The 21,434-nt window shown below is 67.9% G+C and carries 18 protein-coding genes; 15 read left to right on the forward strand and 3 right to left on the reverse strand.

Annotation, left to right across the window (positions count from 1 at the left end):
* The first annotated feature begins 416 nt into the window (after positions 1 to 416).
* The 15 genes from ndk (at position 417) to KDH83_RS02135 (ending at position 16,073) form a co-directional block, all read left to right on the forward strand.
* Positions 417 to 842 (forward strand): nucleoside-diphosphate kinase, encoded by a 426-nt coding sequence (gene ndk / locus KDH83_RS02065; protein ID WP_212312486.1) that lies wholly within the window; start codon positions 417 to 419, stop codon positions 840 to 842.
* A 43-nt stretch (positions 843 to 885) separates the two neighbouring features.
* Positions 886 to 2,040, forward strand: a complete 1,155-nt coding sequence (gene rlmN / locus KDH83_RS02070; protein WP_212312488.1) for a 23S rRNA (adenine(2503)-C(2))-methyltransferase RlmN — start codon at positions 886 to 888, stop codon at positions 2,038 to 2,040.
* Positions 2,037 to 2,534 carry a helix-turn-helix domain-containing protein gene (locus KDH83_RS02075; protein ID WP_212312489.1) on the forward strand — a complete coding sequence of 166 codons (498 nt, stop codon included), beginning with the start codon at positions 2,037 to 2,039 and terminating at the stop codon, positions 2,532 to 2,534. Before rlmN ends, KDH83_RS02075 begins: the two co-directional genes overlap by 4 nt.
* Positions 2,535 to 2,548: 14 nt before the next feature.
* On the forward strand, positions 2,549 to 3,835 hold the full coding sequence (ispG, locus tag KDH83_RS02080) for a flavodoxin-dependent (E)-4-hydroxy-3-methylbut-2-enyl-diphosphate synthase (RefSeq protein ID WP_212312490.1): 1,287 nt from the start codon (positions 2,549 to 2,551) through the stop codon (positions 3,833 to 3,835).
* A 56-nt stretch (positions 3,836 to 3,891) separates the two neighbouring features.
* On the forward strand, positions 3,892 to 5,178 hold the full coding sequence (hisS, locus tag KDH83_RS02085; RefSeq protein ID WP_212312491.1) for a histidine--tRNA ligase: 1,287 nt from the start codon (positions 3,892 to 3,894) through the stop codon (positions 5,176 to 5,178).
* Between the two features lie 3 nt (positions 5,179 to 5,181).
* Positions 5,182 to 5,820: a tetratricopeptide repeat protein gene (locus tag KDH83_RS02090; protein ID WP_212312492.1), complete on the forward strand. Its 639-nt coding sequence runs from the start codon at positions 5,182 to 5,184 to the stop codon at positions 5,818 to 5,820.
* A gap of 5 nt (positions 5,821 to 5,825) precedes the next feature.
* Positions 5,826 to 6,986, forward strand: a complete 1,161-nt coding sequence (bamB, locus tag KDH83_RS02095) for an outer membrane protein assembly factor BamB (protein ID WP_212312493.1) — start codon at positions 5,826 to 5,828, stop codon at positions 6,984 to 6,986.
* Between the two features lie 25 nt (positions 6,987 to 7,011).
* Positions 7,012 to 8,361 (forward strand): ribosome biogenesis GTPase Der, encoded by a 1,350-nt coding sequence (gene der / locus KDH83_RS02100; protein WP_212312494.1) that lies wholly within the window; start codon positions 7,012 to 7,014, stop codon positions 8,359 to 8,361.
* Between the two features lie 4 nt (positions 8,362 to 8,365).
* Positions 8,366 to 9,442, forward strand: a complete 1,077-nt coding sequence (gene hisC, locus KDH83_RS02105) for a histidinol-phosphate transaminase (protein ID WP_212312496.1) — start codon at positions 8,366 to 8,368, stop codon at positions 9,440 to 9,442.
* Between the two features lie 165 nt (positions 9,443 to 9,607).
* Positions 9,608 to 9,844 (forward strand): RNA chaperone Hfq, encoded by a 237-nt coding sequence (gene hfq / locus KDH83_RS02110; RefSeq protein WP_006218585.1) that lies wholly within the window; start codon positions 9,608 to 9,610, stop codon positions 9,842 to 9,844.
* 150 nt (positions 9,845 to 9,994) lie between these two features.
* Positions 9,995 to 11,101: a GTPase HflX gene (gene hflX, locus KDH83_RS02115; protein ID WP_103275326.1), complete on the forward strand. Its 1,107-nt coding sequence runs from the start codon at positions 9,995 to 9,997 to the stop codon at positions 11,099 to 11,101.
* The gene (hflK, locus tag KDH83_RS02120) at positions 11,067 to 12,368 is read left to right on the forward strand and encodes an FtsH protease activity modulator HflK (protein ID WP_212312497.1); all 1,302 of its coding nucleotides are present in this window, start codon (positions 11,067 to 11,069) and stop codon (positions 12,366 to 12,368) included. The genes hflX and hflK overlap by 35 nt, the downstream gene beginning before the upstream one ends.
* Before the next feature lie 18 nt (positions 12,369 to 12,386).
* Positions 12,387 to 13,289 carry a protease modulator HflC gene (hflC, locus tag KDH83_RS02125; protein ID WP_212312498.1) on the forward strand — a complete coding sequence of 301 codons (903 nt, stop codon included), beginning with the start codon at positions 12,387 to 12,389 and terminating at the stop codon, positions 13,287 to 13,289.
* 254 nt (positions 13,290 to 13,543) lie between these two features.
* Complete coding sequence (locus tag KDH83_RS02130) at positions 13,544 to 14,701, forward strand: ATP phosphoribosyltransferase regulatory subunit (RefSeq protein ID WP_212312499.1); 1,158 nt, start codon at positions 13,544 to 13,546, stop codon at positions 14,699 to 14,701.
* 76 nt (positions 14,702 to 14,777) lie between these two features.
* Positions 14,778 to 16,073 carry an adenylosuccinate synthase gene (locus KDH83_RS02135; protein WP_199770891.1) on the forward strand — a complete coding sequence of 432 codons (1,296 nt, stop codon included), beginning with the start codon at positions 14,778 to 14,780 and terminating at the stop codon, positions 16,071 to 16,073.
* A gap of 131 nt (positions 16,074 to 16,204) precedes the next feature.
* On the opposite strand, the gene KDH83_RS02140 is transcribed toward KDH83_RS02135, so the two are convergent.
* The 3 genes from KDH83_RS02140 to ptsP are packed head-to-tail and all read right to left on the reverse strand — an operon-like array spanning position 16,205 to position 21,380.
* The gene (locus KDH83_RS02140) at positions 16,205 to 17,920 is read right to left on the reverse strand and encodes a fructose-specific PTS transporter subunit EIIC (protein ID WP_212312500.1); all 1,716 of its coding nucleotides are present in this window, start codon (positions 17,918 to 17,920) and stop codon (positions 16,205 to 16,207) included.
* On the reverse strand, positions 17,917 to 18,870 hold the full coding sequence (gene pfkB, locus KDH83_RS02145) for a 1-phosphofructokinase (protein ID WP_212312501.1): 954 nt from the start codon (positions 18,868 to 18,870) through the stop codon (positions 17,917 to 17,919). Before pfkB ends, KDH83_RS02140 begins: the two co-directional genes overlap by 4 nt.
* Positions 18,867 to 21,380, reverse strand: coding sequence for a phosphoenolpyruvate--protein phosphotransferase (gene ptsP, locus KDH83_RS02150; RefSeq protein WP_212312503.1), 2,514 nt, complete (start codon positions 21,378 to 21,380; stop codon positions 18,867 to 18,869). The genes pfkB and ptsP overlap by 4 nt, the downstream gene beginning before the upstream one ends.
* Between the last annotated feature and the right edge of the window lie 54 nt (positions 21,381 to 21,434).

Below are 21,434 nucleotides of genomic sequence, written 5' to 3' on the forward strand. Positions count from 1 at the left end.
ATACCGGGTTACTGTAAACCTTTTGGAAGTCCCTGAATTCATTGAGGATTCATTGAAAAAGTTCATATTGAAACTTCAATGAAAACGCGGTGAGATTTCAGAGCATGCCGTCCAGCGCGTCCGTTGGGCATTGCCGGACCATTACTTCGGCAGGGCCGCGGGCCGGCGGATTCCCTCAGACGGAATGCCGGCGGCCTGGCGGGATATCGGCGCAGGCCGGCATGGGATGGAACATAGGTGGGCAGTGTCGAATCCTGCCTCGGCCGTGTGGTTCGGGCCGGCCCGGAACGGTGATGCGTTCCGGACCGCTTGCGCGCAGGCAGCGCGACGGCGCCTGAAGGGTGAAACCGACAGGCGCGGAACCACGCCGGGCAATTAATCAGAAACCAGTCAGAAACCAGTTTTCGGAGTTCTCCATGTCCATCCAACGCACCCTCTCGATCATCAAGCCCGACGCCGTCGCCAAGAACGTCATCGGCCAGATCGTCGCCCGCTTCGAGCAAGCCGGCCTGAAGGTCATCGCCGCCCGCCTGCAACAGCTGTCGCGCGCCGACGCCGAGCGTTTCTACGCCGTGCACAAAGAGCGCCCCTTCTTCAAGGACCTGGTCGACTTCATGGTCTCGGGCCCCGTGTTCGTGCAAGTGCTGGAAGGCGAGGAAGCCATCCAGAAGAACCGTGACCTGATGGGCGCCACCGACCCCAAGAAGGCTGCCGCCGGCACCATCCGCGCCGACTTCGCCGACAGCATCGACGCCAACGCCGTGCACGGCTCCGACGCTCCGGAAACGGCCGCTGTCGAAGTCGCTTTCTTCTTCCCCGAAATCAACATCCACAGCCGTTGATTCTCGCGGAAACGCCGTAATCGTTTTTTAGCTTTGCCAAGTCATGGAATCCGTCGAACGAATCAATCTGCTGGGGCTTGATGGCGCCGCCCTGTCCGAACTAGTCGGGCAATGGGGGGGCAAGCCGTTTCGCGCCCGCCAGCTGCAGCGCTGGATGCACCAGCGCGGCGCCGATTCGTTCGACGCCATGACCGACCTGGCCCGCGAGTTCCGGGGCCAGCTGGCCGAGCGCTGCCGCATCGAGGCCCTGCCGGTCAATACCGAGCAGCGTTCGTCCGACGGCACGCGCAAGTGGCTGTTCGACGTGGGGCAGGGCAACGCCATCGAGACCGTCTTCATCCCCGAAGACGACCGCGGCACGCTGTGCATCTCCAGCCAGGCCGGCTGTGTGGTGAACTGCCGTTTCTGCTCGACCGGGCACCAGGGTTTCAACCGCAACCTGAAGACCAGCGAGATCATCGGCCAGCTGTGGTGGGCCAAGCGCGTGCTCGAGGCCGATATCGGCACGGCGCGCCTGGAAAGCGCCAAGGCATCCGAAGACACCCGCGTGGTCAGCAACGTCGTCATGATGGGCATGGGCGAGCCCCTGCTCAACTACGATCAGGTCCTGCCGGCGCTGCGCCTCATGCTGGACGACAACGCCTATGGCCTGTCGCGCCGCCGCGTCACCGTGTCGACCTCGGGCGTGGTTCCCATGATGGACCGCCTGTCGCAGGACTGTCCGGTGGCGCTGGCCGTGTCGCTGCACGCGCCCAACGACGCGCTGCGCGACGAACTCGTGCCGCTGAACAAGAAGTACCCGCTGAAGGAGCTGCTGGCCGCTTGCGAGCGCTATCTGGCGCACGCGCCGCGCGACTTCATCACTTTTGAATATTGCATGCTGGACGGCATCAACGATACCGACCAGCACGCCAAGGAATTGATCCAGCTTGCGCGCCTGGTGCGCTGCAAGCTCAACCTGATCCCGTTCAACCCTTTCCCCGAGTCGGGCCTGAAGCGCTCGCCTTCGGCGCGCGTGAAAGTCTTCGCGCAGCGCCTGATGGACGCGGGCATCGTCACGACGGTGCGCAAGACCCGGGGCGACGATATTGATGCCGCTTGCGGCCAGCTGGCCGGGGAAGTGCGCGACCGCACCCGGATCACCGAGCGCAACGCCGCACAGCGCCAGACCATACCAATTAAACAGGTGCATGCATGACGCAGGAATTGGCTTCCGCAGCGGTGTCCGAGACGTCCGCGGCCGGTACTGGAAAGATCGGCTCGGCGCTGCGCGCGCTGCGCGAATCCAAAGGCTGGTCGGTGGACGAAGTGTCCAGCCGGATCAAGTTCTCCGCCCGTCAGATCGAAGCCCTTGAAAACGAGCAATGGGCCGACCTGCCCTCGGGCGTGTCGCTGCGCGGCCTGATCCGCAACTATGCGCGCCTGCTTGGCGCGGACTCGAAGGCCATCGTCGAGTCGCTCGATCCCAAGGAACGCGTCACCGGGCCGGTCAAGCTCAGCCCGGGCGCGCTGCATTCCGCGCATTCCATTCCCCAGTCCGGGGCCGACGACGAGCGTTCCTCGTCGGCGTCCTGGGGCTGGCTGATCGCCATCGTGGTGGTGCTGGCCGCCGGCGTGGCCTACGCGTTCTGGCAGGGCTGGCTGCCCCAGCATTGGCTGGCGTTCGACTGGCTCCCCAAGCTGTCCAAGTAAACCCGGTTTCCCCGATGCAAGAATCCTCTCTGCCTTGCCAGGACGCGCCGCCTCCCGATGTGGGAGCCGCGCCGCGCCGCGCCACGCGTTCGGTGGACGTGAAGTGGGGCGAACGCGTGGTGACGATCGGCGGCAGCGCGCCGGTGGTGGTCCAGTCCATGACCAACACCGACACCGCCGACGCCATCGCCACGGCGATCCAGGTCAAGGAACTGGCGCTGGCCGGTTCCGAAATGGTCCGGATCACGGTCAACACGCCGGAAGCCGCCCGTGAAGTCGCGGCCATCCGAGAGCAGCTCGACCGCATGGGCGTGGACGTGCCGCTGGTGGGCGACTTCCACTACAACGGCCACAAGCTGTTGACGCAATTCCCGGAATGCGCGCAGGCCCTGTCCAAGTACCGGATCAATCCGGGCAACATGGGTGGAGGCAAGCGCCGCGACGACAATTTCGCGCAGATGATCGAGGTCGCCTGCCGCTACGACAAGCCGGTGCGCATCGGCGTGAACTGGGGCAGCCTGGATCACGAGCTGATGGCCCGCAAGATGGACGAGAACAACCAGCGCGCGGTGCCCTGGGAAGCCCAGGCGGTGATGCGCGACGCGCTGGTCGTGTCCGCCATCAGCAATGCGCAGCGCGCGGAAGAGCTGGGCCTGCGCCGCGATGCCATCATCCTGTCTTGCAAGGTCAGCCATGTGCAGGACTTGATCGCCGTCTACCGCGACCTGTCCGCCCGTTGCGACTATCCGTTGCACCTGGGCCTGACCGAGGCCGGCATGGGCAGCAAGGGCATCGTGGCCTCGACGGCGGCGCTGGCCGTGCTGTTGCAGCAGGGCATCGGCGACACCATCCGCATTTCGCTGACGCCCGAGCCGGGCGGCGACCGCTGCCGCGAGGCCGTGGTGGCGCAGGAAATCCTGCAGACCATGGGCCTGCGCGCGTTCACGCCGCTGGTGGTGGCCTGCCCGGGTTGCGGCCGCACCAGCAGCACGTTCTTCCAGGAACTGGCCGACAGCATCCAGTCCTATCTGCGGCGGCAGATGCCGCTGTGGCGCACGCAGTATCCGGGCGTCGAGAACATGAACGTCGCGGTCATGGGCTGTGTGGTCAACGGGCCGGGCGAAAGCCGCCACGCGGACATCGGCATCAGCCTGCCGGGCACGGGTGAAGTGCCCGCGGCGCCGGTGTTCGTGGATGGCGAGCGCACGGTCACGCTCAAGGGCGATCGCATCGCCGAAGAGTTCCAGGCCATTGTCGAAGACTACGTCGCGCGCCGTTACGGCGCGCACGCCTCTCACTAAAAGTAAGGGTAGGGTCGTCGCGTGCGCCGGCAGGCGCGCGGGACGACATGATCAAGATGACTCAAGCTTTCCAGAAAGTGGCCGCGATACGCGGCATGAATGACCTGTTGCCGGGGGCCAGCGCCCGCTGGGAACAATTCGAGGAAATCGTGCGCGGCTGGCTGCGCGGCTACGGCTATCGCAACGTGCGCACGCCGGTGCTTGAGCATACGCGCCTGTTCGCGCGCGGCATCGGCGAGGTCACCGACATCGTCGAGAAGGAGATGTACACCTTCACCGACGCGCTCAACGGCGAATCGCTGACCATGCGTCCGGAAATGACGGCCGGCATCGTGCGCGCGTCCATCGAGCACAATCTGCTCTACGATCGCCCGCAGCGCGTCTATTCCATCGGCCCCGTGTTCCGTCACGAGCGCCCGCAGCGCGGCCGTTATCGCCAGTTCCACCAGATCGACGTCGAGGCGCTGGGCTTCGCCGGTCCCGACGTGGACGCTGAACTCATCGTCATGCTGGCTCGCCTGTGGAAGCTGCTGGGCCTGACCGACGTGCGGCTCGAACTGAACTCGCTGGGCCAGCCGGCCGAGCGCGCCGCGCACCGCGCCGCGCTGATCGAGCACCTGGAAAAGCACCGCGACATCCTCGACGAGGATGGCCAGCGCCGCATGTACACCAATCCGCTGCGCGTGCTGGACACCAAGAATCCCGCCATGCAGGAAATGGCCGACAGCGCGCCGCGCCTGTTCGACTTCCTGGGCGAGGAATCGCGCGCGCACTTCGACGGCGTGTGCCAGCGCCTGGCCGATGCCGGCATCGAATACCGCCTGAACCCGCGCCTGGTGCGCGGGCTGGACTACTACAACCTGACCGTGTTCGAGTGGGTGACCGATCGCCTGGGCTCCCAGGGCACGGTGTGCGGCGGCGGCCGCTACGACGGCCTGATCGAGCTGCTGGGCGGCAAGCCGGCGCCCGCCGTGGGTTTCGCCATCGGCATGGAACGCCTGCTGGACCTGTGGGAACAAAGCGTCGAAGTCCAGGCCGAACCCGAGTGCGAGGTCTACGTGGTGCACCAGGGCGAAGAGGCCCAGCGCCTGGCCGCCCAGATCGGCGAGGACCTGCGCGACGCCGGCCTGTCGGTGATCGTGCACGCTGGCGCGGCCAGCTTCAAATCCCAATTCAAGCGCGCCGACGGCAGCGGCGCGCGGGTTGCGGTTATTCTTGGCGCCGACGAAGTGGCTGCGCGGACCGCCAGCGTCAAGTTCCTGCGGGCCGACGCGCAAGGCGAGGCCGAGCAGCGGCAGGTTGCCCTGGCGGAGTTGGCCAGCGTATTGAAGAACAAGGGTTAAGGCATGGCATACGATCTCGAAGAACAGGAACAACTCGACGCAATCAAGGCCTGGTGGGCCCGCTATGGCACGGTGATCGTCTCGTTGGTGGTCGCCGTGGCCCTGGCCTGGGGTGGCTGGTGGAGCTGGAAGGCCTATGAATCGCATCGCGCGAGCCAGGCCATGAGCTACTTCGAGGCGCTCGAGGACGCGGCCAGCCTGGGCACCGCCGAATCGGTCGTGCGCATCAAGACCGCCGCCGCCACGCTGCGCGAGCAGTACGGCGCCACCGGCTATGCCGCCCGCGGCGCGCTGGTGGCCGCCCAGGCCCTGCTGGTCCAGAAGGACACGGATGGCGCGCGCGAGCAGCTTGAATGGCTGGCCGCCCAGAACAAGAACCCGTCCATGCAGTCCGTCGCGCGCCTGCGCCTGGCGGGCCTGCTGCTTGACCAGAAGCAATACGATGCCGCGCTGGCGCAGCTGACCAGCCCGCCGCCTGCGTTCGCGGCCTTGTTCGCCGACCGCCGTGGGGATATCCTCGCTGCCCAGGGCAAGCGCGACGAGGCGCGGGCCGCATGGCAAAGCGCCATCGACGGCCTGGGAACCGCGAATCCGCTGACCCAAGTCGTGCAATTGAAACTGGATGCCCTGAGCGGAGCCTGACTGTAATGCGTAAATTTGCCACTGGCCGTGCCCTGCGCGGCGCCGTATGCCTGACGGGCCTGCTGGTCCTGGGCGGTTGCGGTATGTTTTCCCGTGACGACGGTCGTTACGACCCGGCGCCCCTGACCGAATACAAGGCCGGCATGTCGGTGCGCCAGGTCTGGTCCGTTTCGGTGGGCAGCGGCTCCGGCCTGGGCTTCGTGCCCGCCGTGGTCAACGGCGCCATCTATGCCGCCACGCCCGACGGCTCGGTCGGCAAGTTCGACCTGCAAAGCGGCCGCCCGATCTGGAAGGTCCGCGCCGAGACCAAGCAGTTGTCCGCCGGCGTCGGCAGCGACGGCACGACCACGGCCGTGGCTTCGCCCGACGGCGACGTGATTGCCTTCGACGATACCGGCAAGGTCAAGTGGAAGGCCCGCGCCACCAGCGACGTGACGATTCCGCCCGTGGTGGGCTACGGCATCGTCGTGGTGCGCAGCGGCGACTATCGCATCCAGGCCTTCGACGCCAACAGCGGTGATCGCCTCTGGAGCGTGCAGCGGCCCGGACCGGCCTTGGCCCTGCGCAGCGCCGCCCAGATGGTGCTGGCCGAAGGGTTGGTCATCACCGGCCTGCCCGGCGGCAAGCTCATGGCCATCGCCTCCGACAGCGGCAACGTCCAGTGGGAAGGCACCGTGGCCACGCCGCGCGGCGCCAGCGACCTGGAACGCCTGACCGACGTGGTGGGCTCGCCCCGCATCGCCGGCAACCTGCTTTGCGCGGTCGCCTACCAAGGGCGTATCGTATGCTTTGACGTGACGGCCGGCGGCCGCCCGATCTGGGCCAAGGACTTCTCCAGCGTCAGCGGCATGAGCCTGGATGAGCGCTTCGCCTACGCGTCCGACCAGAACAGCGTGGTCAGCGCCTTCGCGCTGGACAATGGCGGCAACGTCTGGAAGCAGGCCGCGCTGAAGAACCGCCAGCTGACCGCGCCGGCCCTGCTCGGCGGCGCGCTCGCCGTCGGCGACCTGGACGGCTACTTGCACTTCCTGTCGCGCAGCGACGGCAGCCTGATGGCGCGCCTGTCGGTGGGCGGCGGAGCGATCGTCTCGCCGCCGCAGACCACGTCGCAAGGCGTGCTGATCCAGACGGGCAATGGCAACCTTGCCCTGATCGGCTCCAACTGAAACCCATAGAACAAAAGCCCTTACCGTGTCTTTCAAGCCTGTCGTCGCCCTGGTCGGCCGCCCCAATGTGGGGAAGTCGACCCTTTTCAACCGCCTGACGCGATCGCGCGCCGCGCTGGTGGCCGATTATTCCGGCCTGACCCGCGATCGCCACTATGGCGAGGGCAGGGTGGGCGAGATCCCGTTCATCGCGATCGACACGGGCGGCTTCGAGCCGGTGGCCAAGGACGGCATCCTGCTGGAAATGGCGCGCCAGACCCGGCAGGCCATCGCCGAGGCCGACGTGGTGGTGTTCCTGGTGGACGCGCGCGCCGGCCTCAACGCCCATGACCACGAGATCGCCCAGCTGCTGCGCAAGTCCGGCCAGCAGCGCGTGCTGCTGGCGGTCAACAAGGCCGAAGGCATGGGTTCCGGCGCCGCCGTGGCCGAATTCCACGAACTGGGCCTGGGTCAGCCGTATGCGATTTCGGCCGCGCACGGCGACGGCATCGTCGACCTGATCGAGCTGGCGCTGAAGGACCTGGCGCCGCCGGTCGAGGAAGAGCCCGCCGAGGAAGGTCCGCACGATCACCGCATCAAGCTGGCCATCGTCGGCCGGCCCAACGTCGGCAAGTCCACGCTGATCAACACGCTGATGGGCGAAGAGCGCGTCATCGCGTTCGACATGCCGGGCACCACGCGCGACGCCATCGAGATCGACTTCGAGCGCGACGGCCGCCGCTACACGCTGATCGACACGGCCGGCCTGCGCAAGCGCGGCAAGGTGTTCGAGGCGGTCGAGAAGTTCTCGGTCATCAAGACCCTGCAGGCCATCGAGGCCAGCAACGTGGTCCTGCTGATGCTGGACGCGCAGACCGAGATCTCCGAGCAGGACGCCCACATCGCCGGCTTCGTGCTGGAGACCGGCCGCGCGGTGGTGGTCGCCATCAACAAATGGGATGGCCTGGACGCCGACCAGAAGGAACGCATCGAGCGCGAGTTCCAGCGCAAGCTGCGCTTCCTGTCCTTCGCCCGCATGCACACGATATCGGCGCTGCGCGCGCAAGGCATGCGCCCGCTGCTCAAGTCCATCAACGCCGCGCACGGCGCCGCCTTCGCCAAGCTGTCCACGCCCAAGCTCACCCGCGAGCTGCAGGCCGCGGTCGAGCAGCAGCCGCCGCCTCGCAAGGGCATCTTCCGCCCCAAGATGCGCTACGCGCACCAGGGCGGCCAGAACCCGCCGCTGGTCATCGTCCACGGCAACGCGCTGGATGCGGTGCCGGATTCCTACCGGCGCTACCTGGAAACGCGTTTCCGCAACGCCTTCGATCTGGCCGGCACGCCGCTGCGGATCGAATTCAAGTCATCGCACAATCCCTACGCGCAGGAAGATTGACCCCATGAGCAGATTCTGGAGCCCCGTGGTGGGGACCTTGAGCCCCTATGTGCCGGGCGAGCAGCCCAAGCTTCGGAATCTGGTCAAGCTCAATACCAACGAGCATCCCTATGGGCCGTCGCCCAGGGTGCTCGAGGCCATACGCGGCGCCTGCGACGATACGCTCAAGCTCTATCCGGATCCGTCTTCCGACGGCCTGCGCCAGGCCATCGCCGACAACTGCGGCGTGCGCCCGGACCAGGTCTTCGTGGGCAACGGCTCCGACGAGGTGCTGGCGCACGTGTTCCTGGCGCTGCTCAAGCATTCGCGCCCGCTGCGCTTTCCCGACATCAGCTACAGCTTCTATCCGGTCTACTGCGGGCTGTACGGCATCGACCATGTAACGGTGCCGCTGACCGACGATTTCCGCATCGATCCAGAAGACTACCTGCCGGGCCGCAACGGACCGGCGGGCGCCATCATCTTCCCCAATCCGAACGCGCCCACGGGCCGGGCGCTGGCCGTGGGCGACATCGAACGCATCGCGGCCGGCAATCCCGACGCGGTCGTGGTGGTGGACGAGGCCTATGTCGATTTCGGCGGTGAATCGGCCATTCCGCTGATCGCGCGGCATGACAATGTGCTGGTGGTCCAGACCCTGTCCAAGTCGCGCTCGCTGGCGGGGCTGCGGGTGGGCTTCGCCGTCGGCAGCCGCGAGCTGATCGACGGGCTGGAGCGGGTCAAGAATAGTTTCAATTCCTACCCCATCGACCGGCTCGCCTCGGCCGGCGCGATCGCCGCGCTGCAGGACCGCGAGTACTTCGAGCGCACGCGCCAAGCGGTGATCAAGACGCGCCAGGACATGGCGCAGGGGCTGGGCGAGCTGGGATTCGAGGTGCTGCCTTCGGCGGCGAACTTCGTCTTCGCCCGCCACCCCGGCCAGGACGCGGCGGCGCTGGCCGCCGCGCTGCGCGAGCGCGGCATCATCGTGCGCCATTTCCGGCAGCCGCGCATCGAACAGTTCCTGCGCATCACCGTCGGCACGGACGAGCAGACGGGGCTGTTGCTGGCCGCGCTGGCCGACATCCTGAACGTCCGTTGATAGCGTCGCCCAGGGTGTTTTTCGGGCCGGAAATCTCTTGTGCCACTTTGTGCGTGGCGCAAGTAGCACGGGCCGGGAAAACCCTGTAGAGTACGTATTTCGGTGCGCGCCACCAACATTTTCAGCGCGCCGCCACTTAAATAACAAACAAATGGAGCCTGGCCAATGAGCAATAAAGGGCAAACTCTGCAAGATCCGTTCCTGAACACGCTGCGCAAGGACCATGTGCCCGTGTCGATCTACCTGGTGAACGGCATCAAGCTTCAAGGGCAAATCGAATCCTTCGACCAGTATGTGGTGCTGCTGCGCAATACGGTCACCCAAATGGTTTACAAGCACGCCATTTCCACCGTGGTCCCGGCCCGTGCCGTGAATTTCCAGGTGGAAGTCCCCGCTGAATAAACCCGCTCCGGCCGCTTTACCTTTTATTGCCCGCCTGACGGTCCACGTCGGCGGGCATTTTCGTCGCCAGGACGAAATTCCCGTTTCAGGGGAATACAGGCGCCCGCTGTCGCGCCCTGGTTTGGTTTCGGGCTTCAAAATGGTGCATGTATGCGCGCACTGATCATCAGCGTCGACCTCGGAGATCCGGATTTCCTTGCCCATGCCGAGGAATTCGCCATGCTGGCCAAGGGGGCCGGCGCCGAAATCGTCGGCACGCTGACGGCTCGGCGCGACCGCCCCGACGCCAAGTTTTTCATCGGCTCGGGCAAGGCGGACGAGGGCGTGGGCATGGCCCAGGCCCTGCTGGCCGACATCGTGCTGTTCGACCAGCCTCTGTCGCCGGCCCAGCAGCGCAACCTGGAACGGCTGTTCAACCTGCGCGTGGTCGACCGGGTCGCCCTGATCCTGGACATCTTCGCGCTGCGCGCCAAGAGCCACGAAGGCAAGCTGCAGGTCGAGCTGGCCCAGTTGCAGCATCTGGCCACGCGGCTGACCCGCATGTGGAGCCACCTGGAGCGTCAGCGCGGCGGCATCGGCATGCGCGGCCCCGGCGAATCGCAGCTGGAAATGGACCGCCGCATGATCGGCGCCAAGGTCAAGGTGCTGCGCGAGCGCCTGGACAAGGTCGAGCGCCAGCGCGTGACGCAGCGTCGCGCCCGGGCCCGGGGCGGCGCGCTGTCGGTGTCGCTGGTGGGCTATACCAACGCCGGCAAGTCCACGCTGTTCAACGCGCTGACCCGCGCCGACAGCTACGCTGCCGACCAGTTGTTCGCCACGCTGGACACCACCACGCGGCGGATCTGGATCGAAGGCGCCGGCTCGGTCGTGGTGTCCGACACGGTGGGCTTCATCCGCGACCTGCCGCACGGCCTGATCGCCGCGTTCCGCGCCACGCTCGAGGAAACCGTGCACGCGGACCTGCTGCTGCACGTGGTTGACGCGGCCAGTCCCCAGCGCGATGAGCAGATATTCGAAGTGAACAAGGTGCTGGCAGAAATCGGCGCAGCCGCCATTCCGACCATTCTTGTATATAACAAGATCGACAGGGCCGGACTGGAGCCGCGAGTGGAGCGCGACGCCCATGGTACGATTGCGCGAGTATTTGTAAGCGCCACCGAGCGCGCCGGTCTGGATGCGTTGCGCGGGGCAATTGCAGAGATCGGACAGATTGTGGGAAACAATGCCTCGAATTTCCAAACTATTCAATCTGAATGACCCCGGCTGGGGTCGTGGCAACAACAACGGCTCCGAGCCGCCGCCCAAGCGGCCGCAAAACGGAGGCGATGGTCCGCCCGACCTGGACGAGGTTTGGCGCGATTTCAATAATCGCATCGGCTCGCTGTTCGGGCGCAAGGGCGGCGGGGGAAACAACCGTCCTGGCAACCGCGGCGGCATGCAGCCGCCTTCGCCGCGCGGCGCCCGCATCGGCCTGGGCGTCATCGCCCTGGTGGCGATCGGCGTCTGGGCGGCCAGCGGCTTCTACATCGTGCAGGAAGGCCAGGTCGCGGTAGTGACCCAGTTCGGCAAATACAAGAGCACATCGCAAGCCGGCTTCCAGTGGCGCCTGCCGTATCCCATCCAGAGCCATGAAACCGTCAACGTGTCGCAGCTGCGCACGTTCGAAGTCGGTTTCCGCGGCGGCGCGCGCAACAAGGTGCTGCCCGAGGCGCTGATGCTCACGACGGACGAGAACATCGTCGACATGCAGTTCGTCGTCCAGTACCGCCTGCGCGCCGACGGCGCGCCCGATTACCTGTTCATGACCCGCGACCCGGACGAGTCCGTGCGCCAGGCCTCCGAGACCGCGATGCGCGAGATCGTCGGCAAGCAGAGCATGGACTTCGTGCTGTACGAAGGCCGGACCACCGTGGCCAGCCAGGTGCAGGCGCTGATGCAGCAGATCCTGGACCGCTACCAGACCGGCATCCAGGTCAGCACCGTGGCCATCCAGAACGTGCAGCCGCCCGAGCAGGTGCAGGCCGCGTTCGACGACGCCGTCAAGGCCGGCCAGGACCGCGAGCGCCAGATCAACGAAGGCCAGGCCTACGCCAACCAGGTCGTGCCGCTGGCCAGCGGCCAGGCCTCGCGCATGCTGGAGCAGGCCGAGGGCTACAAGGCCAAGGTGGTCGGCGATGCGCAGGGTAATACCGCGCGCTTCACCAGCATCCTGGGTGAATACGAGAAGGCGCCGGTGGTGATGCGCCAGCGCATGTACCTGGAGAGCATGCAGGAGATCTTCACGCGCGCCAGCAAGGTCATGGTCGACACCAAGAGCAACAACAACATGTTGTATCTGCCCCTGGACAAGATCATGCACCTGGCCGCCCAGGACGCCGCCAAGTCCGCCGCCGGCGGCTCGGCTTCGTCCTCGCTGGTCAATCCGCCGTCCCAGCCGCCGCTGCGCAGCGGCGCCGTGCCGGCCGCGCCATCTTCCGGCAGCAGCAATGGCAACACGCTGCCTCGCGACCGTGCGTCGCGCTAATCCGGAGGACCACTGATCATGCAACGTCTCATGCCTATCCTGGTCGGCCTGCTCATCGTGCTGGCCGCCCTTTCTTCCTGCGTCTTCGTGGTGCGCGAGCGCGATTACGCCCTGGTGTTCTCGCTTGGCGAAGTGCGCAAGGTCATCAGCGAACCTGGCCTGTACTTCAAGGCGCCGCCGCCGTTCCAGAACGTGGTGACGCTGGACAAGCGCATCCTGACCATCGAAACCAACGACGCCGAGCGCATCCAGACTTCCGAAAAGAAGAACCTGCTGATCGACTCCTACGTCAAGTGGCGCATCGCGGATCCCCGCCTGTACTACGTGACCTTCGGCGGCAACGAGCGCGCCGCGCAGGAACGCCTGCAGGCGCAGATCCGCGACGCGCTGAATGCCTCGGTCAACGTGCGCACCGTACGCGACGTCGTCTCGTCCGAGCGCGACAAGGTCATGGCCGAAATCCTGACCAACGTCGCCAAGCGCGCCGAGCCGCTGGGCGTGCAGGTCGTCGACGTGCGCCTGCGCCGCATCGAGTTCGCGCCCGAGATTTCCGAGTCGGTGTACCGCCGCATGGAAGCCGAGCGTACCCGCGTGGCCAACGAGCTGCGCTCGATCGGCGCGGCCGAGGGCGAGAAGATCCGCGCCGAAGCCGACCGCCAGCGCGAAGTCGTGGTGGCGCAGGCCTACGCCAAGGCACAGAGCGTCATGGGCGAGGGCGACGCCGCCGCGGCGGCGATCTACGCGCAGGCCTATGGCAAGAACCCGCAGTTCTACACGTACTACAAGAGCCTGGAAGCCTACCGCGCTTCGTTCTCGAAGCCGGGCGACGTGCTGGTGGTGGACCCCAGCTCCAGCTTCTTCCAGTTCATGAAGGATCCGGGCGCGGCCCTGGCGCCGGTGACCGTGCCGGTCGTCAAGTAAGCCTGCACGGCCCCGGCCGGCAAAAGCCCCTTGGCTCGCCAAGGGGCTTTTGCTTTGCGGCCCCGCGCTGATCGGGCCGCGAATCGGGGACGGCTTGAGCCTGGATCCAGGCGGCTGGCGCGCGCCGCTGAACCATGTACAATACCGCGTAAGCTAGAAAACATTCCGCAGCGGCTGAGCGGGCTTACGCCCCTCAGCCGCTTTTCGTTTGGGCGACGCCCACGCATCACTAGGCGTTCTTCAGGTAAACACTCATGGGTAACTGGTTGCTGCCCGAGAGCCTCGCCGACGTACTTCCGGCCGAGGCCCGGCGCATCGAGGAACTGCGCCGCGAACTTCTCGATCTGTATCGCACTTACGGTTTCGAGCTGGTCGCGCCGCCCCTGGTCGAATACATCGATTCATTGCTGTCGGGCACCGGCAGCGATCTGGATCTGCGCACCTGCAAGCTGATCGACCAGCTTTCGGGCCGCACGCTGGGCGTGCGGGCGGACATGCCCCCGCAAGTGACGCGCATCGACGCCCACCTGCTGAACCGCGCCGGCGTGACCCGCCTGTGCTATTGCGGCAACGTGCTGCATGCCCGCCCGGCGGACCTGCTGTCCAGCCGCGAGCTGCTGCAGATCGGCGCCGAGATCTACGGCCATGCCGGCTTCGAGGCCGACCTGGAAATCATCCAGCTGGTGCTGGAGACGGTCGCCATCGCCGGCGTGCGCAACCCGCGCCTGGACCTCTGTCATCCCGGCGTGCTGCGGGCCATCCTGGAATCGGATCCGGTGGCCGAGAGCCTGTCGGAAGCGTTGTTCCCGCTGCTGCGCGAGAAGGACGTGCCCGGCCTGGTCGAACTGGCCAGGCGCGCGCCCGGCCTGCGCGACGAGACGCTCAACGCGCTGCGCCTCCTGCCCAACCTGTACGGCGGGCCCGAGGTGCTGAAGCAGGCGCGCCGCGAACTGCCGCTGTTGCCCGGCGTGGCGGCGGCGCTGGACGCGCTGCAGGCGCTGACCGATGCGATGCCCGACACGGCATTCAGCGTCGACCTGGCCGACGTGGGCGGCTATGGCTATCACTCGGGCGTGAAGTTCGCGCTCTACGCTGAAGGCTGGCGCGATGCGCTGGTTTCCGGCGGCCGTTACGACGACGTCAGCCGGGCTTTCGGCCGCGCGCGTCCGGCCACCGGCTTCAGCCTCGATTTACGCAAGCTGGCGGCCGGTCTGCCGCCGGCGGAACGGGCGCGTGCAGTGCGTGCGCCCTGGGGCCAGGAGCCCGCCCTGACCGAGGCGGTGCGCCGCCTGCGCCGGTCGGGGGAAATCGTCGTTCAGGTATTGCCCGGTCACGAGCAGGATCAGGACGAATTCGTTTGCGATCGCGAGCTGGCGCTGCAGGATGGCGCCTGGACGGTCAGAACGCTGTGACTAACCCCCTCTTGGCGACAAGAGGGCCGCGGGGAGATTTCCGGATTTCCCGAGAAACTCGATATTGATTCGTAACATGAGCAAGAACGTAGTCGTGATCGGCACCCAGTGGGGTGACGAGGGCAAGGGCAAGATCGTCGATTGGCTGGCGGAGTCCGTCCAGGGCGTGGTCCGCTTCCAGGGCGGCCACAACGCCGGCCATACGCTGTGGATCAACGGCCAGAAGACGATTCTGCGCCTGATCCCGTCGGGCATCATGCATCCCGGCGTGACCTGCTTCATCGGCAATGGCGTGGTGCTGTCGCCCGAGGCCCTGCTCAAGGAAATCGAAGAGCTCGAGGCCGCCGGCCTGGACGTGCGTTCGCGCCTGCAGATCTCCGAGGTCTGCCCGCTGATCCTGCCGTACCACGTGGCCGTGGACAAGGCGCGCGAAGCGCGCAAGGGTGACGGCAAGATCGGCACCACCGGCCGCGGCATCGGCCCGGCCTACGAAGACAAGGTCGCCCGCCGCGCCATCCGCGTGCAGGACCTGTTCAATCCCTCGCTGTTCGACGAGAAGCTCGCCGAGGTGCTGGATTACCACAACTTCGTGCTGACCAAGTACCTGGGCGCCGAAGCCGTCTCGGCCAACGAAGTGCGCGACCAGGCCATGGCGCTGGCTCCGGCCATCGCCCCCATGGTCAAGGACGTTTCCAGCAACCTGTACGCCATGCAACAGGAAGGCAAGCGCCTGCTGTTCGAAGGCGCGCAGGGCGCGCTGCTGGACGTGGACCACGGCACCTACCCCTACGTCACCAGCAGCAACTGCCTGGCGGGCGCGGCCTCGGCCGGTGCCGGCGTCGGTCCGCAGTCGCTCGACTACGTGCTGGGCATCACCAAGGCCTACACGACCCGCGTGGGCTCGGGTCCGTTCCCGACCGAGCTGGTCGACGAGATCGGCACCCGCCTGGCCACCATCGGCAAGGAATTCGGTTCCGTCACGGGTCGTCCGCGTCGCTGCGGCTGGTTCGACGGCGCCGCGCTCAAGCGCTCGGTGCGCCTGAACGGCATCTCCGGCCTGTGCATCACCAAGCTGGACGTGCTGGACGGCCTGGAAACCATCCAGCTGGGCGTCGGCTACCGCGTCAACGGCGAGTTCCGCGACGTGCTGCCCTACGGCGCGCATGCCGTGGCCCAGGCGCAACCGGTGCTGGAAGAGCTGCCGGGCTGGAGCGAATCCACCGTCGGCATCACCGAGTACGACAAGCTGCCGGCCGCCGCCCGCCGCTACCTGGAACGCGTGGCCGAAGTCTGCGGCGTGCCCATCGACCTGGTGTCGACCGGTCCGGACCGCAACGAGACCATCGTCCTGCGTCACCCGCTGAAGGGCTGAACGCCAGGCGGACCTTGCGGCGGTCTGCCGTCGCGCTGGTCTTGATGTGACGAGGCCCCCGATCATCGGGGGCCTTTTCGTTGCTGCTTGCTTCCCGGAGGGGGGGCTGGCGGGGCGCAAGCGCGCGGCGCTTACGACTCTGGATTCTTCGTCTGCGCCGCCGCCAGCGGCCGCTTCAACAGTCCGATCGCCAGCGTGCTGACCAGCGTTCCGGCGACCAGCGCCGCCACATAACCCAGCAGATGCGTGACTGCGCCGGGAATGGGCAGCACGAAGATCCCGCCGTGCGGCACCTTCAATTCCGCCCCGATGGCCATCGAGATGGCGCCGGTGACGGCCGAGCCCGCCATCAGCGACGGGATCATGCGCAGCGGGTCGCGCGCCACGAAGGGAATCGCGCCCTCGGTGATGAAGGCCAGGCCCAGGATGCCGGTGGCGCCGCCGGCTTCGCGCTCTTCGGCGGTGTAGCGGTTGGCGAACAGCCGCGTGGCCAGCGCGATGGCCAGCGGCGGCGTCATGCCGGCGGCCATGGTCGCGGCCATGGGCGTATACACATGGCTGGCGATCAGCGAGGTGGAAAAGGCGTAGGCCGCCTTGTTCACCGGGCCGCCCATGTCGAAGGCCATCATGCCGCCCAGCAGCATGCCCAGCATGACGGCGCTGGCGCCCTGCATGCCGCGCAGCCAGTCGGTCAGGAAGGTCTGCGCCGCGGCCACCGGCGCGCCGACCACCTGGGTGATCAGCAATCCGGTCAGCAAGGTGCCCAGCAGCGGCAGGATCAGCACCGGCTTGAGCCCCTGCAACTGCTTGGGCAGCGGGATGCGCCGGTTCATGAAGTCCGTGCCATACCCGGCGATGAAGCCGGCGACGATGCCGCCCAGGAAGCCCGTGCCCATGTTCGCCGCCAGCAGGCCGCCGATCATTCCGGGCGCGATGCCGGGCCGGTCCGCGATGGAGTAGGCGATGTAGCCGGCCAGCGCCGGCACGATCAGCGCGAATCCGCCTTGCGCGCCGATCTGGAACAGCGCGTGGGCCAGCGTGCCGGCCTGGGATTCGTCGCTGGCGTAGATGCCGCCCAGCGCGAAGGCCAGCGCGATCAGCAGGCCGCCGGCCACGACGAAGGGCAGCATGAAGGACACGCCGGTCATCAGGTGCTTGTACGGCCCCGCGCGGCGCGGTTGGGCCTGGGCCGTGCTGGCGGCGTCGCTGCTCGCGGCCTGCAGGCTGGCCTGCTCGAAGGCGCGCGCGATCAAGGCCTGGCCGTCGCTGATGGCGGGCTTGGTGTTGGATGCATGGACGCGCTTGCCGCCGAAGCGCGAGCGATCCACCTCGCGGTCGGCGGCGATGATGACGAGATCGGCCGCCGCGATTTCCTCGGCCGTCAGCGGCGTGCCCGACCCCACCGATCCCTGAGTCTCGACGCGGATGTGATGACCGAGGGCCTGTGCGGCCTGTGTCAGGCCCTCGGCCGCCATGAAGGTGTGGGCGATGCCGGTGGGGCAGGAGGTGACCGCCACGATGCGCTTGGCGCCGGCGTCCGGCGCTTTCCCTTGGGCGATCGCCGCCGCGATGACGCGGTCGGGCGCCGCCAGCGCTTCATCCAGGCCCGCTGCGCTGCGAGCCAGTCCGGCTTGCGGCGAGGCCGGCTGCGCACCGCCGATCAGCAGCAGGACATCGCCGGGCTTGGGCGCGGCGCCGGCATAGGCTTGCTGCATGCCGGCGGCGTTGCGGATTTCGATATCGCAGTCCCAGCCCCGTTCCGTTGCCGCCTTCCGCAAGGCAGCGTTCGCAAGTGCGCCGGCGATCGCGCTGCCGCCGGCCTCGATGGCTATCCAGATCTTGTTCATGCTTGGCTTCCCGGAGTCGAGATCGGCCGCAGCGACACGCGCTCGGCCAGGTCGGCGACGATGGTCGCCGAGGGCAGGTTGGGGCCGGCCAGCCCGAGTTTCGCGACGGCGAAGGCGACCGCCAGGCGCGCCACGCGCTCGGCATCCGCCCCTTCGGCCAGGGCCGCGGCGATGCCGGCGACCATGGCGTCGCCCGCGCCGACGGTGCTGGCCACGGCGGTGGCCGGCAACTGCGCATGCAGCACGCCATGTTCCGTGGCGAACAAGGCGCCTTGCTCGCCCATCGATACCGCCACCAGTCCCAGCCCCTGTTCGCGCAGCCGTTGCGCTTGCGCGGCGATGTGCCTGACCGTGCTCAGGGGCTGGCCGGCCCATTCGGCCAGTTCGTCGCGGTTGGGTTTGATGGCCCAGGGCAGGGCGGGGCCGGCGAGCGCATCGGCCAGCGCGTCGCCGCTGGTGTCCAGCAGTACGCGCGCGCCCAGGGGTTGCAGTCGGGCGATCAGCCGGCCGTAATGGTCCGCGGGGCAGCCTTGCGGCAGGCTGCCGGCCAGCACCACGAGCGAGCCAGGCTCCGCCAGGTTCAGCAGGGTGGCTTCGGCTTTGTCCAGCAGTTCCCCGGTCGCGGTCAGACCGGGCAGGTTGATGTCGGTGGTGGCGCCGTTGTCCACCAGCTTGATGTTGGTGCGGGTCGCGCCGTCGGCCCGCACGAAGCGGTCCTCGATGCGCTTGGCGCGGAACAGGGCCTCGAAGACGCCGGCGTTCTCGCGGCCCAGCAGGCCCGTGGCGGCGACGTCCAGTCCCCAGTCCGCCAGGCAGGAAGCGACGTTGACGCCCTTGCCGCCGGCATCGTGCCGCATCGACTTGGCGCGATGCACGTGTCCGCGTTCAAGTCGGTCCAGCGTGACGGTGGCGTCGAGCGCGGGGTTCAGGGTGACGGTGATCAGTTTCATGCCATGTCCCCGTCCAGCGCGCGCACGGCCTGTGCGCTGGCCAGTGTCTGCGCCTGCGCGGCCAGGGCCCGCAGCTCGGGTAGCGCCGAGCGGCGCAGGCGCGCCTTGACTGCGGCGATCGCGCGCGGCGCCATCGACAGCTCCGCCACGCCCAGGCCCGTCAGCAGCGCGGCGCCAAACGGGTCGCCGGCCAGGTCGCCGCACACGCCCACCCATCGCCCATGCGCCCGCGCGCCTTGCACGGTCAGCGCGATCAGGCGCAGCACCGCCGGGTGCAGGCTGTCGGCTTCGCTTGCGAGCGCCGGATTCTGGCGATCGATCGCCAGCGTGTACTGCGTCAGATCGTTGGTGCCGATGGAGAAGAAGTCCGCGTGCTCGGCAAACGCATCCGCCAGCAGGGCCGCGGCCGGGACCTCGATCATGACGCCCAGCGCGACCTTGGGCGCGGCCAGTTCGGCGCGCACGCGCTCGCACGCCTCCTTCAGCTGGAGCAGTTCGGTCAGCGACGTGACCATGGGGAACATGATGGACAGGTCGCCGCCTTGCGCCGCGGCGCGGTAGAGCGCGCGCAGCTGCGGTTCGAGCAGGTCGGGGCGGCGCAGCAGCAGGCGCGCGCCGCGCACGCCCAGGAAGGGGTTGTCCTCCACGGGCAGGCCCAGGTGCGGCACCTGCTTGTCGCCGCCGATGTCCAGTGCCCTGACGATCAGGGGTCGGCCGGCAAGCGCGTCCAGCATGCTTCGATAGGCGTGGAACTGCTCGTCCTCGCCGGGCGTGTCATGGCGTTCAAGGAACAGGAATTCGGTGCGCATCAGGCCCACGCCTTCGGCGCCCTGTTCAAGCGCGGACGCGACCTGTTCGGCCCGGATGATGTTGGCGCCGATGGTGACAACATGGCCGTCCCGCGTGCTGGCCGGCAGTTGGCGCTCGGCGGCGGCGGCCTGGCGCGTGGCCTCGGCTTGCGCGATCCAGGCGCGCGCGCTGTCCAGGTCGGCCTCGGTTGGCGACAGGAGGATGCGTCCTGCATCGCCGTCGATGATCACCTGCGCGCCGTCGACGAGGTCCAGCAATTCCGCGCCCGCCGCCACGATCGCGGGCAGTCCCAGGGTGCGCGCCAGGATGGCCGTGTGCGAGGTGGGGCCGCCCAGTGTTGTCGCCAGGCCGGCCACGCGACGGATATCCAGCGCGGCGGTGTCGGAGGGCGCGAGATCGGCGGCGACCAGCACGACCGGGTCGCCGTGCGGGGCCGCCTGCTCGGAGGCGTCGGCGAGTGACGGCTCCATGTGCCGCAGCGCGCGCAGGCCGACGTCGCGCAGGTCGGCCGCGCGGGCGGCCAGCAGAGGATTGCCCAGCCCGGAAAGACGTTCGGCCTGGGCCCGCACGGCTTCATTCCAGGCCCAGGCCGCGCCGTGGCCCGCCGCCATCAGCTGGCAGGTGTCGGTGATCAGGCCGACGTCGTCGAGCAGGCCGGCCTGGGCCTGGAAGATCGCGGCATCGGCCGCGCCCAGGCGCTTGGCGGTGGCGTCGGCCAGGGCCTGCGTTTCCTGGCGGGCAGCGGCCAGCGCGGTTTCCAGCAGCGCCTTGCCGTTGAGTAGCGGCGCGGGGCGATCGGGCACCTGCGCGTCGGCGCGGGCAAGCCGGCGGACGCGGCCGATCGCCAGGCCCGCGCTGGCTGCGACACCAGCGACGGCGGCCAGCGCGGTGACGGGCTGCCAGGTCCGGCCTGGCACGGCGGCGGGCGCCTGCGCCTGGGCGGCGCTGCGTTCCTGGGCGGTCAGGCCATTGACCACGGCGAGGAACTTTGCCAGCGCCGCGGGCGCTTCGCTGCCCGACGCGGAGAACACCACGCGCGCCTTGGCCGTCAGGCCCAGCTGCAACAGATCGACCAGGCTGCGCGCGTCAGCGCTGTCCGCGCCGTGCCGCACCCGTATCGGCAGGCCGCTGGCCTGTGCGGCCTGCGCCCAGGTCGAGGCCGGCCGGGCATGCAGGCCGGACGGATAGGAGACGACCCATTCCAGGCTGTGCTCCAGATCGGTGGCGGGCTCCGCGGCTGCCGCGGCCTGCGGCGCAGCCGCGGTCAGCGCTGCGATGATGTCCTGCGGGTCGCGGGTTGCGGCCAGTTGGCGCAGACGGGCCTCGTCCTGGATCAGGCCGGTGAGCCGTTTGAGGATGGCGATATGCCCATCCGAGCGGGCCGCGATGCCGACCACGAGCCGGACGCGCTGGCCGGGGTTCCATTCGATGCCGCCTGGAATCTGCAGCACCGCCAGTCCGTCGCGTCGCACCAGATGGCGGTCTTCGACCCGGCCGTGAGGAATGGCCACGCCTGCGCCCAGGAAGGTGTCCGCCAGCGTCTCGCGTTGCGCCATGCTGTGCCCGTACCCTTCGTCCGTGCAGCCGCCGGCGGTCAGGAGCTGTCCAAGCAGTGCGATGGCCTGCTGCTTGTCGGTCACGGCCGCATCCAGGCGCACGCAATCCGGGCGCAGCAGGGATTCAACCTGCGTGGTTGTCATGATCTGTCTCCTGGAGCCCATGTTTGGGAAAACGTTTTCTGGATTTTAGAAGAA

This window comes from Achromobacter sp. Marseille-Q0513 (assembly GCF_018195695.1).
Taxonomy (GTDB): domain Bacteria; phylum Pseudomonadota; class Gammaproteobacteria; order Burkholderiales; family Burkholderiaceae_B; genus Achromobacter.

Coding starts and splice junctions, on each gene's coding strand:
- hflK (WP_212312497.1), top strand. CDS start 11,067: ATGCCTCGAATTTCCAAACTATTCAATCTGAATGACCCCGGCTGGGGT.
- KDH83_RS02130 (WP_212312499.1), top strand. CDS start 13,544: ATGGGTAACTGGTTGCTGCCCGAGAGCCTCGCCGACGTACTTCCGGCC.
- hisS (WP_212312491.1), top strand. CDS start 3,892: ATGACTCAAGCTTTCCAGAAAGTGGCCGCGATACGCGGCATGAATGAC.
- ptsP (WP_212312503.1), bottom strand. CDS start 21,380: ATGACAACCACGCAGGTTGAATCCCTGCTGCGCCCGGATTGCGTGCGC.
- KDH83_RS02075 (WP_212312489.1), top strand. CDS start 2,037: ATGACGCAGGAATTGGCTTCCGCAGCGGTGTCCGAGACGTCCGCGGCC.
- KDH83_RS02140 (WP_212312500.1), bottom strand. CDS start 17,920: ATGAACAAGATCTGGATAGCCATCGAGGCCGGCGGCAGCGCGATCGCC.
- rlmN (WP_212312488.1), top strand. CDS start 886: ATGGAATCCGTCGAACGAATCAATCTGCTGGGGCTTGATGGCGCCGCC.
- ispG (WP_212312490.1), top strand. CDS start 2,549: ATGCAAGAATCCTCTCTGCCTTGCCAGGACGCGCCGCCTCCCGATGTG.
- hflC (WP_212312498.1), top strand. CDS start 12,387: ATGCAACGTCTCATGCCTATCCTGGTCGGCCTGCTCATCGTGCTGGCC.
- hfq (WP_006218585.1), top strand. CDS start 9,608: ATGAGCAATAAAGGGCAAACTCTGCAAGATCCGTTCCTGAACACGCTG.
- hisC (WP_212312496.1), top strand. CDS start 8,366: ATGAGCAGATTCTGGAGCCCCGTGGTGGGGACCTTGAGCCCCTATGTG.
- pfkB (WP_212312501.1), bottom strand. CDS start 18,870: ATGAAACTGATCACCGTCACCCTGAACCCCGCGCTCGACGCCACCGTC.
- bamB (WP_212312493.1), top strand. CDS start 5,826: ATGCGTAAATTTGCCACTGGCCGTGCCCTGCGCGGCGCCGTATGCCTG.
- KDH83_RS02090 (WP_212312492.1), top strand. CDS start 5,182: ATGGCATACGATCTCGAAGAACAGGAACAACTCGACGCAATCAAGGCC.
- KDH83_RS02135 (WP_199770891.1), top strand. CDS start 14,778: ATGAGCAAGAACGTAGTCGTGATCGGCACCCAGTGGGGTGACGAGGGC.
- ndk (WP_212312486.1), top strand. CDS start 417: ATGTCCATCCAACGCACCCTCTCGATCATCAAGCCCGACGCCGTCGCC.
- hflX (WP_103275326.1), top strand. CDS start 9,995: ATGCGCGCACTGATCATCAGCGTCGACCTCGGAGATCCGGATTTCCTT.